Genomic DNA, 12,200 nt, shown 5'->3' on the forward strand with positions numbered 1-12,200 from the left:
GGATGGCGGAGCACAGGCTGATCCAGGGGCGGTACCGGCTGCTCGACACCATCGGGCGGGGCGGCATGGGGGAGGTGTGGCGGGCCCGGGACGAGGCGCTGGGCCGGTTGGTCGCCGTCAAATGCCTCAAACCGATGGGGCAGCGGCAGGAGCCGGGCTTCCACCGGGTGCTGCGCGAGCGGTTCCGCCGCGAGGCCCGGGTGGCCGCGGCGCTCCAGCACCGCGGGATCACCGTGGTGCACGACTTCGGGGAGGACGGCGGCATCCTCTTCCTCGTCATGGAGCTGCTGACCGGCCGCAACCTCAGTCAGCTGTTGGACGACAACCGGCGCCAGCCGCTGCCCGTCCCCGACGTGATCGAGATCGCCGAGCAGATCGCCGCGGCCCTCGCCTACACCCACGAACAGGCCGTGGTGCACCGCGATCTGAAACCGGCCAACATCGTCCGGACCACCGACGGCACGGTCAAGATCTGCGACTTCGGCATCGCCCGGCTCGGCCACGACATCGGCTTCACCGCCCGGCTCACCGGCACCGGCATCGCCATGGGCAGCCCGCACTACATGTCGCCGGAGCAGATCGGCGGCGGCACCGTCGACCACCGCAGCGACCTGTACTCCCTCGGCTGCGTGCTCTACGAGATCGCCACCGGCGCCCCGCCGTTCGCCCAGGGCGACGCCTGGGCGGTGCTGGTCGGCCACCGCGACACCCCGCCCGAGCCGCCGCGCGCGGTCCGGCCCGACCTCCCCGAGGAGTACCAGCGGGTCGTCCTCGACCTGCTCGCCAAGGACCCGGACGACCGCCCGCGGGACGCCGACGAGCTCGCCAAACGCCTCGCCGACGCCCGCCACCCCCGCGCCCACCGGGGCACCGGCCCGGCGCCAGGCGATCTGACGGTGCCCGCCCCACGACTGCCCGCCTGGACCCGCGGCCTGACCGCCGGTCCGCCGGCGGTCGGCAGCCGACCGCCCCGACGCACCCCGGTGGACCGGGCCGTCGCGGTCCTCACCGACGTCTGGACCGGCCTCGGCGACCCGCTGCGCGGCGAGGCGTCCCCGGCCCTGGGCCCCGAACGGCCGGCTCCGCCGGGCGACCAGCACGCCCTGCTCGGCACGCTCGCCGTCCGGTTGACGCACGCCGACGCGCTGACCCGGGCCGGCCGGCACTTCGAGGCCCAGGAAGTCCTCGGCGAGGTGCTGGCCGGCCGGGAGCGGCTGCTCGGCCCCGACCATCCCGACACCCTCGGCTGCCGCCACCACCTCGTGGTGGGACTCGGCCGGCTGGGCCGCCTGGAGGAGTGCCGGACCACCGCCCGCGAGGTCGCCGACGCCCGCGCCCGGGTGCTCGGCCCCCACCACCCCGACACCCTCGCCACTCGTTGGCAGCACGCCTTCGTCTCCGGGCAGTTGGGGCGGTGGCCGGAGGCGCTGACGGCTTATCAGGAGGTGGCCACCGGGCGGGCCGCGGCGCTGGGCCCGGACCACCCGGACACCCTCGCCGCCCGCTACGAGACCGGCGTCGCCCTGGGCCGGTTGGGCCGCAGCGCGGAGGCGCTGGCCCAGTACCACGACCTGGTGGCGGCCCGCGCCCGCGCCCACGGCCCGGACGACCCCGAGACCCTGCGGGCCCGGCACGGCCTGGGGGTCAACTACGGCCGCCTGGACCGCTGGCCGGAGGCGCTCGCCGAGGCCCACTCGGTCGCCGCCGCCCGGGCCCGGGTGCTCGGCGCCGACCATCCCGACACCCTGGCCAGCCGCCGGGAGGTCGCGGTGGCGCTGGGCCGGCTCGGCCGCTGGGCCGAGGCGCTGGACGCCTACCGCGACGTCGCCGACGCCCGCGCCCGCACGCTCGGCGCCGCCCACCTCGACGCGCTGGCCAGCCGCGGCGAACAGGCCCAGTGCCTGGCGCGGCTGGGCCGGACGGCCGAGGCGGACGCCCTCCACCGCCGGGTCGCGGCACTGCGCCAGGAGCGCGCCGCGCACCGGCGGTAGCGGGTCGCCGCACGGGCCGCGGGCGGCCGGGTGGTCAGTGCTCCGGACGGACCCGGTAGAGCACCGTGGCGTGCGGCGGGACGTCGCGGGCGATGAGCGTCCGGGCGGTCCGCACGGTCCGCCCGGTGACCAGGTCACGCAGCCGGTACGAGTGGGCCGCCGGCAGTCCGGCCGCGCCCGCGGAGATCGACAGCGTGCGGGCGGTGCTGCCCCCGTTGAACAGCGCGATGGCCCGGTCGCCGTTCCGCAGCGGCTTGGACAGCACCGCCGCGTCCCCGTCCTGCTGCACGATGTGGCCCTGGACGCCCAGCGGGTCCTGGTCGACCGCGATCACCTCGCGGTTCCCCAGGATCGCCAGCGCCTCCGGGGAGAGCTTCCCCAGGTCGGTGCTGGAGATCAGCGGCGCGGCCATCACCGCCCACAGCGACATCTGGCTCTGCATCTCGTGGCGGCCCAGCCCCGAGTCGCCGACCAGCAGGAAGTCGGGGTCGTTCCAGCGGCCGGGGCGCTGGAGGTCGGCGAGGTTGGCGTTGTAGCGGAAGTTGCCGGCGATCGAGGCCCACTTCGCGGCCGGGGTGCTCTGCTGCACCGCGATGTCCGCCCCGCCCCGCCACAGGTTGCCCAGTTGCGCGGACCACTCGATGACCCGGTGCCAGACCGCGTCCCCGGCGAACTGGAAGTAGGCGGGTGCGGAGATCGAGAAGGTGATCGGCCGCCCGGTCGCCCGCAGCGCGCGGCTCTGCTGCGCGTACAGGTCGTGGTACACCTGCTCCTTGGTCTGCCCCTTCGGCACCGGCACGTTGCAGCCGTCCGCCTTGAGGTAGTCCACTCCCCAACTGGCGAAGAGCTTGGCGTCCTGCGCGAAGTGGCCGAAGCTGCCGGGGAACTTCCCGCAGGTCAGCGTGCCGACGTCCTCGTAGATGCCGAACTTCAGGCCCATCTTGTGGAGTTCCTGGCCGAGGTAGGCCATGCCGTGCGGGAACTTCGCGGTGTCCGTCACCAGCTCGCCCTGGGGGCCGCGCTGTCTGGTCATCCAGCAGTCGTCGACGGTGACGGTGCGGTACCCCTTGTGTGCCAGCCCGCTGCGGACCAGCGCCCGGGCGTTGTCCAGGACGACCTGCTCGTTGAGGCCGCCGCACTGGTAGTACGACCAGTTGTTCCAGCCCATCGGGGGCGTCGGCGCCAGGTTGGGGTACCCGGACTCGGCCCGGGTGGCGGGCGTGTGGGAGGGGTCGGCGGAGGCGGGGGTGGTGGCCGAGAGCAGCCCCGCCGAGCAGGCGGTGACGGCGGTGAGTCCGGCGAGGGTGCGGCCGATGCGGGATACCGACGGATGGGACACGGGTCACCTCACGTGGTAGGTGGGTCGGCCGGGACGAACGGCCGACGGGGCGGTTCCAGGGCGCGCACCGCGGGACGCTAGAAGTCAGCTGACGGTCGGTCAAGAAGCCGCACCGCCCGGAACAAACGATTCATTCCGCTGCCGCCGCGCGTTTCCTCCCTGGCGACCACCGGCCCCCCGTGCTACTCAAGGGACATGCCGGAACGGACTTCGTACGACGTCGTCATCGTCGGTGGCGGCCACAACGGGCTGGTGGCCGCCGCCTACCTCGCCCGCGCCGGGCGCACCGTGCTGCTGCTGGAGCGGTTGGACCACACCGGCGGCGCCGCCGTCTCCGCCCGCGCGTTCACCGGGATCGACGCCCGGCTGTCCCGCTACTCCTACCTCGTGAGCCTGCTGCCCCCGAAGATCGTGCGGGACCTCGGGCTGCGCTTCGCGGTCCGCAAGCGCACCGTCTCCTCGTACACCCCCGCGGTGCGCGCCGGGCGCCCGACCGGCCTGCTGGTCGGCGCCGGAGCGGACCGCACCCGGGCCTCCTTCGCACAACTCACCGGATCCGCCCGGGAGTACGCCGCCTGGGAGGACTTCTACGGCACCACCCGACGGCTCGCCGAACGGGTCTTCCCCACCCTCACCGAACCGCTCCCCACCCGCGCCGCGCTCCGCGCCCGGGTCGACGACGACGCCACCTGGCACGCCCTCTTCGAACGCCCCCTGGGCGAGACGATCGAGGCGGCCTTCCACGACGACCTGGTGCGCGGCGTGGTCCTCACCGACGGGCTGATCGGGACCTTCACCACCGCCCACGACCCGACGCTCCGGCAGAACCGCTGCTTCCTCTACCACGTGATCGGCGGCGGCACCGGCGACTGGGACGTCCCGCTCGGCGGGATGGGCGCCCTGACCGACGCGCTCGCCGACGCCGCCCGCCGGGCCGGCGCCGAACTCGTCACCGGTTGCCCGGTCACCGCCCTCGCCGCCGACGGCCGCACCGCGGAGGTCACCACCGAAGGGCACGGCACGGTCGCCGCCCGCCACGTGCTGGTCAACGCCGCGCCCCGCGAACTCGCCCGGCTGCTCGGCGACCCCGCCCCGCCGCCCGCCGAGGGCGCCCAGCTGAAGGTGAACATGCTGCTCACCCGGCTGCCCCGGCTCCGCGACCCGCACACCGACCCGCGCGAGGCGTTCTCCGGCACCTTCCATGTCGCCGAGGGCTACGCCCAGTTGGAGACCGCCCATCGGGAGGCCGCGGCCGGCCGGCTGCCGAGCGCGCCCCCGTCGGAGATCTACTGCCACTCGCTGACCGACCCCTCGATCCTGGGCGCCGACCTGGTCCGCCGGGGCTACCACACCCTCACCCTCTTCGGGCTGCACGCCCCCGCCCGGCTGTTCGCCACCGACACCGCCGAGGAGCCGGCCACCCGGGACCGGCTGCTGGCCGCCACCCTCGCGCAGCTGGACGCCCACCTCGCCGAACCGCTCGCCGACTGCCTGGCCGAGGACGCCGACGGCCGCCCCTGCGTCGAGGCCCGCAGCCCCCTCGACCTCGACCGCGAACTGGGCCTGCCGGGCGGCAACATCTTCCACCGCGAGCTGGCCTTCCCGTACGCCGAGGACACCGCCGACCTCGCCACCGCCGCCGCCCGCTGGGGCGTCGCCACCGACCACGCCAACGTCCTGCTGTGCGGCGCGGGCGCGCTGCGCGGCGGCGGGGTGAGCGGCATCCCCGGCCACAACGCGGCGATGGCCGTCCTGGAAGAGGGCTGAGGACGGGGGCCGCCGGGCGAGTGGCGGCCCGGCGGCCAGTTTCTGACGTAGCATCAGAAAATCTCTTCCCTCGTACGACGCGCTGCGGCATCCTGCGCCCATGCAGACGGAGCTGAGCAACGCGCTGGGAGTCGAACACGCCGTCTTCGGGTTCACGCCCTTCCCCGCGGTCGCCGCGGCGATCACCAGGGCCGGCGGCTTCGGCGTGCTCGGCGCGGTCCGCTACACCGCACCCGGCGAACTGGCCCGGGACCTCGACTGGATGCAGGCACACACCGACGGACTGCCCTACGGCCTCGACGTCGTGATGCCCGCCACCAAGGTGGAAGGGGTCACCGAGGCCGACGTCGAGGCGATGATCCCCGAGGAGCACCGCCGCTACGTCGAGGGGCTCCTGGACACCTACGACGTGCCGCCGCTCGCCGCCGGCGAGGCGTCCGGCTGGCGGATCACCGGCTGGATGGAGCAGGTCGCCCGCGGCCAACTCGACGTGGCCTTCGACTACCCGATCGCACTGCTCGCCAACGCCCTCGGCTCCCCGCCGCCCGACGTCATCGCCCGCGCCCACGACCACGGCGTCCGGGTCGCCGCCCTGGCCGGCAGCCCGCGCCACGCGCTGCACCACAAGGCCGCCGGCATCGACGTCGTCGTCGCCCAGGGGTACGAGGCCGGCGGCCACACCGGGGAGATCGCCACCATGGTGCTCACCCCGGAAGTGGTGGCCGCCGTCGATCCGTTGCCGGTGCTCGCCGCCGGCGGGATCGGCACCGGCGAGCAGATCGCGGCCGGGCTCGCCCTGGGTGCCCAGGGCGTCTGGCTCGGCTCGATCTGGCTCACCACCGAGGAGGCCGACCTGCACTCCCGGCGGCTGACCGCCAAACTCCTGGCCGCCGGCCCCGGCGACACCGTCCGCTCCCGCGCCCTGACCGGCAAGCCCGCCCGCCAACTGCGCACCGCCTGGACCGACGCCTGGGACGACCCCGACGGTCCCGGCACCCTCCCGATGCCGCTCCAGGGCCTGCTGGTCGCCGAGGCCAACTCCCGCATCCAGCGGCACGAGGTCGAGCCGCTGCTCGGCACCCCGGTCGGCCAGATCGTCGGCCGGATGACCAGCGAACGCAGCGTCCAGGCCGTCTTCGACGACCTCACCCGCGGCTTCGAGCGGGCCATCGACCGGATCAACCGCATCGCCGGCCGCGCCTGACCCGCCGATCCGCCACCGCCTGAGGAGGAACCGACCATGACCGACACCCCCAACGGCTTCTGGGCCCAGGCCACCGCCGACCCCGGCCGGACGGTCCTGATCGCCCCGGACGGCGAGGAGTGGACCGCCGGCCGCCTGCACGCCGCCACCAACCGGCTGGTCCACGGCCTGCGCGCGGCCGGTCTGGAACGGGGCGACGCCTTCGCCGTCGTCCTCCCCAACGGCGTGGAGTTCTTCACCGCCTACCTCGCCGCCTCCCAGGCCGGCCTCTACCTCGTGCCCGTCAACCACCACCTGGTCGGGCCGGAGATCGCCTGGATCGTCGCCGACTCCGGCGCCAAGGTGCTCATCGCCCACGAGCGGTTCGGCGACGCGGCCCGGCAGGCCGCCGACGAGGCGGGCCTGGCGCCCGAACGGCGCTACGCCGTCGGCACCGTCGCCGGCTTCCGCCCCTACGGCGAACTCCTCGACGACCAGCCGGAGTCCGCGCCCGAGGGCCGGACGCTGGGCTGGGTGATGAACTACACCTCCGGCACCACCGGCCGCCCCCGCGGCATCCGCCGCCCGCTGCCCGGCAAGCCCCCCGAGGAGACCCACCTCGGCGGCTTCCTCGGCATCTTCGGCATCCGTCCGTTCGACGACAACGTCCACCTGGTCTGCTCGCCGCTCTACCACACCGCCGTGCTGCAATTCGCCGGCGCCTCCCTGCACATCGGCCACCGCGTCGTCCTGATGGACAAGTGGACCCCCCAGGAGATGCTCCGCCTGATGGAGCGGCACCGCTGCACCCACACGCACATGGTCCCCACCCAGTTCCACCGGCTCCTCGCGCTCCCCGAAGACGTCCGCGGCGGCTACGACGTCTCGGCGATGCGGCACGCCATCCACGGCGCCGCCCCCTGCCCCGACCACGTCAAACGCGCCATGATCGACTGGTGGGGCGGCTGCGTCGAGGAGTACTACGCGGCCAGCGAGGGCGGCGGCGCCTTCGCCACCGCCGAGGACTGGCTGAAGAAGCCCGGCACCGTCGGCCGACCGTGGCCGATCAGCGAACTCGCGGTCTTCGACGACGACGGCGAGCGCCTGCCGCCCGGCCGACTCGGCACCGTCTACATGAAGATGGCCACCGGCGGCTTCAGCTACCACAAGGACGAGGACAAGACCCGCAAGAACCGCATCGGCGACTTCTTCACCGTCGGCGACCTCGGCTACCTCGACGAGGACGGCTACCTCTTCCTCCGCGACCGCAAGATCGACATGATCATCTCGGGCGGGGTCAACATCTACCCCGCCGAGATCGAGTCGGTGCTCCTCGCCCACCCCGCCGTCGCCGACGCCGCCGCCTTCGGCATCCCGCACGACGACTGGGGCGAGGAGGTCAAGGCCGTCGTCGAACCCGCCGACGGCCACCGGCCCGGCCCCGAACTGGCCGCGGAGATCCTCGACCACTGCACCCGCCAACTGGCCGGCTACAAGCGCCCCCGCTCCGTCGACTTCACCACCGCCATGCCCCGCGACCCCAACGGCAAGCTCTACAAGCGCCGGCTGCGCGCCCCGTATTGGGAAGGACGGGAGCGCGCCGTGTGAGCGTCGGCGGCGCCCCGCACCCCACCCCCGAGGTGCCGGGAGCCGTCCCCGCCGCAGCGGCTAGCCTGGACCCCTCACGCGGCTCGCGCCGGGGAGCCTCGTCGGAGCGCGCACGGTCCTCAGGGGGAAGTCGAACAGGTGGAGCAAGGGGCAGCGGACCTCGGGAACGAGCTCCGGCAGCTGTACCGGGCGGCCGGAAGTCCGGCCGTGGACAAGCTCGTCGAGCTGTCCCAGGGCCGGCTGCCGGTCAGCCACTGGCCGACGCCGTCGAGCGTGCGCGGCTGGTTCCACGAGGGCGCGGCCCCCGTCTCGTGCGCGGCCCTGCTGGTCTTCGTCGAGCTCCTGGACGGCTTCGCCCGGCAGGCCAGCGACGGCGCCCACCTGCCGCGCTCCGCCCAGTGGTGGGAGCTGCTGTGGTACCGCACCACCCGGCCGCAACCACCCGCCCCGGACGGCCCGGACGGCCCCGACGGCCCCGCACCGGCCACCGCGGGCGGCGGCAACGTCGTCGAGGGCCACGCCCGGCTCCTCGGCCCCACCGTGCAGGCCGGCGCCATCAACGGCGGGGTGCACGTCCACCCGCCGGCCGAACCCGCCGCCGCACCGCCCGCGCCGGCCCCCTCGGTACCACCCCAGCGCGACCCACCGGTGGTCATCCGGGTCCAACGGGGCACGGAGACCATCGAGTTCTACGATGAGGGGCTGGCGCGCATCTGGATCACCTCGGTGCTCGGCCAGCGGCACGGCGAAGAGGAGGCGGGACGATGAGCGGTGAGCACGGGATCGATCCGGTGACCGCCCTGCGGGCCGGGAAGATCCTGGAGGCCACGCGCGAGCCGCGCCAGGGGCTGGCGGAGACGGACGAGGCGATCGCCGCACTTGACGCGGTGCTCACCGCCACGCCGCCGGGAGCGCTGCGCATCACCATCCTGTCCAACCTGGGCCTGATCCGCATGGTCCGCTTCCAACTCACCGCGGCCCCGGCCGACCTCGACGCCGCCATCGACTGCTTCCGGGACGCCCAGGCGGCCCACACCTCCCACCTCCCGGAAGGCAGCCACCCCGGACTGAGCGCCGTCGTCCCCAACCTGATCGGAGCCCTGCACGCCCGGGCCGAACTCACCGGCCACTGGGACGACCTCGACGAGGCGATCCTCCTGGGCCGGGAGGCGGCGGTGCACATCCCGCCCGGCCTCCCGCAGCGCGCCGCGGCGCTCGCCAGCCTCAGCAGCGCCCTGCGCATCCGCTACGAACGCGGCGGCTACGACGGCGACTTGACGGAGGCCATCGACCTGGGCCGGCAGGCCAGCGCGGACCTGCCCGCCGACCACCCGCGACAGGGCCCGGTACTGTCCAACCTCGGCAGTTCGCTCGTCGCGGCGGGACTGTGGACGGACGCCGTCCGCGCCTACGAGCAGGCGGTCGAACGGTTCGCGGCGGCGGGCGACCGCCACGGCCGGGCCCGTACGCTCACCAACCTCGCCGCGGCGCTGGCCCAGTCCGGCCGGATCGAAGGGGCGCTGACGGCGTCCCGGGCGGCCCTGGAGGAGTTCCGGGCGCTCGGCGACGCCTCCGACGAGGCCCGGGTGAAGAAGAACGTCGCCTCGTTCCTGACCGGGTGGGCGGAGTCGACCGAGCGGGCCGCCCCGCCGCGGAACCAGGCCGGGTACGCGCGCATCCTCGCGGACTGCGCGCGGATCCTGGGGGCGGACGACGCCACCACCCGCGGCCTCGCGGACCGGCTCGCCGCGCTGCCGGACGACGCGGCCCCCGCCGGTGGGACGCCGTGACGTGACCCGCCGCGGTCCGTTGCCTTGACCGGCTCCACGGTGCGCCCCAGGATCGCCGCATGACGGATGCCACGGACGCCACGGGCGCGCGGAACAACACGGTCGACGGGGTCCTGCGGCGCAGTGCGCGCCGGGTCCCTCAGCGCACGGCGGTCCGGTACGCCGGGCGGAGCTGGACCTACCGGGCGCTGGACGACGCGGTGACCGCCGCCGCCCGGCTGCTGCTGGCCGAGGGGCTGCGCCCCGGCGACCGGGTGGCGTCCTACGGGCACAACTCCGACGCCTACCTGATCGGATTCCTCGCCTGCGCCCGCGCCGGCCTGGTCCACGTACCGGTCAACCACGGCCTGACCGGCGAGGAACTCCACTACATCCTGGACCAGTCCGGCTCCTCCCTGGTGCTCACGGACGTCGCCCTGGCACCCCGGCTGCCCGACGGGGCGCGGTCGGTGCCGCTGCACGGCGCCCCGGACGGGCTGCTGGAGCGACTGGCGGAGCAGCCGGCGGATCCCGGGGAGCCGGCCGGTGCCGACGCGCTGCCCCGGCCGTCCGACGACTCCCTGGTCCAACTGCTCTACACGTCCGGGACCACCGCCCTCCCCAAGGGCGCGATGATGACCCACCGGGCGTTGGTGCACGAGTACACCAGCGCGATCGTCGCCCTCGATCTGGCGGAGGGCGACCGTCCGGTCCATTCCCTGCCGCTCTACCACTCGGCGCAGCTGCACGTCTTCCTGCTGCCCTATCTGGCGGTCGGCGCGGAGAACACCATCCTGGACGGGCCCGCTCCCGAGGCGCTCCTCGCCCTGGTGGAAGCGGGCCGGGCGGACAGCCTGTTCGCCCCGCCCACGGTCTGGATCGCGCTCGCCAACCACCCCGACTTCGGCGTCCGCGACCTGAGCGGCCTGCGCAAGGCGTACTACGGCGCCTCGATCATGCCGGTGCCGGTACTGGAACGGCTCCGCGCCCGGCTCCCGCACCTGGCGTTCTACAACTGCTTCGGACAGAGCGAGATCGGCCCGCTGGCCACCGTCCTCGGCCCCGACGAGCACGCCGGCCGGCTGGACTCCTGCGGACGGCCGGTGCTCTTCGTCGAGGCGCGGGTCGTGGACGGGGAGGGCCGGGAGGTGCCGGACGGCACCCGGGGCGAGGTCGTCTACCGGTCGCCGCAGCTGTGCACCGGCTACTGGGAGAAGCCGGCCGAGACCGCGGAGGCGTTCCGGGACGGCTGGTTCCACTCCGGCGACCTGGCCGTGCGGGACGCCGAGGGCTACTTCACGGTGGTCGACCGGGTCAAGGACGTCATCAACTCCGGCGGCGTCCTGGTCGCCTCGCGCCAGGTCGAGGACGTGCTCTACGCCCATCCGCAGGTCGCCGAGGTCGCGGTGATCGGGCTGCCGGACGAGCGGTGGATCGAGGCGGTGACGGCCGTGGTGGTCCGGCACGCCGACGGCGGGGACGGCGCGGGCGGCGACGGCGCGGTGGGGGAGGCGGAACTGATCGCCGCGGCACGGGAGCGGCTGGCGCCGTTCAAGGTCCCCAAGCGGGTGGTGTTCGTGGACGCGCTGCCGCGCAACGCCAGCGGGAAGGTCCTCAAGCGTGCGCTGCGCGAGCGGTTCGGGACCCGCTGAGCGGCGCGTGCACGGCGACTGTCAGTGCCCGCTGCGATGCTGGGAAACGGCATTGACCCCCGTGTGATCGGAGCCCCTCCATGCTGACGACCCACTACGTTCCGGGCGCGCCGAACTGGCTCGACCTCGGCGCCCCCGACGTCGACGCCGCCGCGGCCTACTACGCCGCGGTGTTCGGCTGGACCTTCCAGTCGTCCGGCCCCGAGGGCGGCGGCTACGGCTTCTTCCAGCGCGACGGCGCGACGGTGGCCGCGGTCGGCCCGCTGACGGAGGAGGGCGCAGCCTCGGCGTGGACCGCGTACTTCCACACCGCGGACGCGGACGCCACCTGCAAGGCGGTGGAGCAGGCCGGCGGCCGGGTCCGCGTCGCACCCATGGACGTCTTCACCGCCGGCCGGCTGGCCATGCTCACCGACCCGACGGGCGCCGACTTCGCCGTCTGGCAGCCGGGCGAGGTCGAGGGCCTGGACGTCGTCATGGAGCCGAACACCCTGTGCTGGACGGAGCTCTACGCCACCGACGCCGCCGCGGCCAAGGAGTTCTACGGCGCGGTCTTCTCCTGGAGCTTCCAGGACGTGTCGACGGGCGGCGACCTGCTCTACAGCCTCGCCTCCGCCCCCGGCGCCGGAGCGGGCGAGGACACCGCGCACGGCGGCATCCTCCAGCTCCAGCAGATGCACCTGGACGCCGGCTCCACCTCGGAGTGGCACCCGTACTTCGGCGTCACCGACTGCGACGCCAGCTACCACACCGCCACCCAGCACGGCGGCACTCCCCTCATCGCCCCCATGGACGTGCCCGGCATCGGCCGGATGGCGATGCTGATGGACCCGGCCGGCGCGCCCTTCGCCCTGCTCAAGGGGGACCGGCCGAAGCCCTGACGGCGGCCCC

Annotated in this window: 9 protein-coding genes; 8 read left to right on the plus strand and 1 reads right to left on the minus strand. The window is 74.5% G+C overall.

Annotated elements, in window-relative coordinates; all coding sequences use genetic code 11:
• The first annotated feature begins 2 nt into the window (after window positions 1–2).
• Entirely contained in the window at window positions 3–1,991 is a 1,989-nt protein-coding gene (locus ACJ6WD_RS21840; RefSeq protein ID WP_233659644.1) for a serine/threonine-protein kinase, read from the plus strand.
• Window positions 1,992–2,025: 34 nt separating this feature from the next.
• Here the strand turns inward: ACJ6WD_RS21840 and ACJ6WD_RS21845 are convergent, their stop codons facing one another.
• Window positions 2,026–3,330, minus strand: coding sequence for a glycoside hydrolase family 27 protein (locus tag ACJ6WD_RS21845; protein ID WP_376439068.1), 1,305 nt, complete (start codon window positions 3,328–3,330; stop codon window positions 2,026–2,028).
• Between the two features lie 195 nt (window positions 3,331–3,525).
• Between ACJ6WD_RS21845 and ACJ6WD_RS21850 the strand changes: the two genes are divergently transcribed.
• The 7 genes from ACJ6WD_RS21850 (at window position 3,526) to ACJ6WD_RS21880 (ending at window position 12,190) form a co-directional block, all read left to right on the plus strand.
• Window positions 3,526–5,097 carry an NAD(P)/FAD-dependent oxidoreductase gene (locus tag ACJ6WD_RS21850; protein ID WP_233659646.1) on the plus strand — a complete coding sequence of 524 codons (1,572 nt, stop codon included), beginning with the start codon at window positions 3,526–3,528 and terminating at the stop codon, window positions 5,095–5,097.
• Between the two features lie 100 nt (window positions 5,098–5,197).
• Window positions 5,198–6,301 (plus strand): nitronate monooxygenase family protein, encoded by a 1,104-nt coding sequence (locus ACJ6WD_RS21855; RefSeq protein ID WP_016571726.1) that lies wholly within the window; start codon window positions 5,198–5,200, stop codon window positions 6,299–6,301.
• Between the two features lie 36 nt (window positions 6,302–6,337).
• Window positions 6,338–7,888 carry an acyl-CoA synthetase gene (locus ACJ6WD_RS21860; protein ID WP_376556550.1) on the plus strand — a complete coding sequence of 517 codons (1,551 nt, stop codon included), beginning with the start codon at window positions 6,338–6,340 and terminating at the stop codon, window positions 7,886–7,888.
• A gap of 138 nt (window positions 7,889–8,026) precedes the next feature.
• Window positions 8,027–8,656 (plus strand): hypothetical protein, encoded by a 630-nt coding sequence (locus tag ACJ6WD_RS21865; protein ID WP_407616364.1) that lies wholly within the window; start codon window positions 8,027–8,029, stop codon window positions 8,654–8,656.
• The gene (locus tag ACJ6WD_RS21870) at window positions 8,653–9,678 is read left to right on the plus strand and encodes a tetratricopeptide repeat protein (RefSeq protein WP_233659649.1); all 1,026 of its coding nucleotides are present in this window, start codon (window positions 8,653–8,655) and stop codon (window positions 9,676–9,678) included. The genes ACJ6WD_RS21865 and ACJ6WD_RS21870 overlap by 4 nt, the downstream gene beginning before the upstream one ends.
• 59 nt (window positions 9,679–9,737) lie before the next feature.
• Window positions 9,738–11,309, plus strand: coding sequence for an acyl-CoA synthetase (locus ACJ6WD_RS21875; protein WP_331248690.1), 1,572 nt, complete (start codon window positions 9,738–9,740; stop codon window positions 11,307–11,309).
• An 80-nt stretch (window positions 11,310–11,389) separates the two neighbouring features.
• Window positions 11,390–12,190, plus strand: coding sequence for a VOC family protein (locus tag ACJ6WD_RS21880; RefSeq protein WP_233659651.1), 801 nt, complete (start codon window positions 11,390–11,392; stop codon window positions 12,188–12,190).
• Window positions 12,191–12,200 lie beyond the last annotated feature (10 nt).

The sequence above is a fragment of the Streptomyces sp. VTCC 41912 genome (assembly GCF_045799175.1).
GTDB classification, from domain to species: Bacteria; Actinomycetota; Actinomycetes; order Streptomycetales; family Streptomycetaceae; genus Streptomyces; species Streptomyces albulus_C.

What these genes read in the sequence shown, in the direction of transcription:
- ACJ6WD_RS21840 (WP_233659644.1), top strand. Translation starts at nt 3, where the DNA reads ATGGCGGAGCACAGGCTGATCCAGGGGCGGTACCGGCTGCTCGACACC.
- ACJ6WD_RS21850 (WP_233659646.1), top strand. Translation starts at nt 3,526, where the DNA reads ATGCCGGAACGGACTTCGTACGACGTCGTCATCGTCGGTGGCGGCCAC.
- ACJ6WD_RS21855 (WP_016571726.1), top strand. Translation starts at nt 5,198, where the DNA reads ATGCAGACGGAGCTGAGCAACGCGCTGGGAGTCGAACACGCCGTCTTC.
- ACJ6WD_RS21860 (WP_376556550.1), top strand. Translation starts at nt 6,338, where the DNA reads ATGACCGACACCCCCAACGGCTTCTGGGCCCAGGCCACCGCCGACCCC.
- ACJ6WD_RS21870 (WP_233659649.1), top strand. Translation starts at nt 8,653, where the DNA reads ATGAGCGGTGAGCACGGGATCGATCCGGTGACCGCCCTGCGGGCCGGG.
- ACJ6WD_RS21875 (WP_331248690.1), top strand. Translation starts at nt 9,738, where the DNA reads ATGACGGATGCCACGGACGCCACGGGCGCGCGGAACAACACGGTCGAC.
- ACJ6WD_RS21880 (WP_233659651.1), top strand. Translation starts at nt 11,390, where the DNA reads ATGCTGACGACCCACTACGTTCCGGGCGCGCCGAACTGGCTCGACCTC.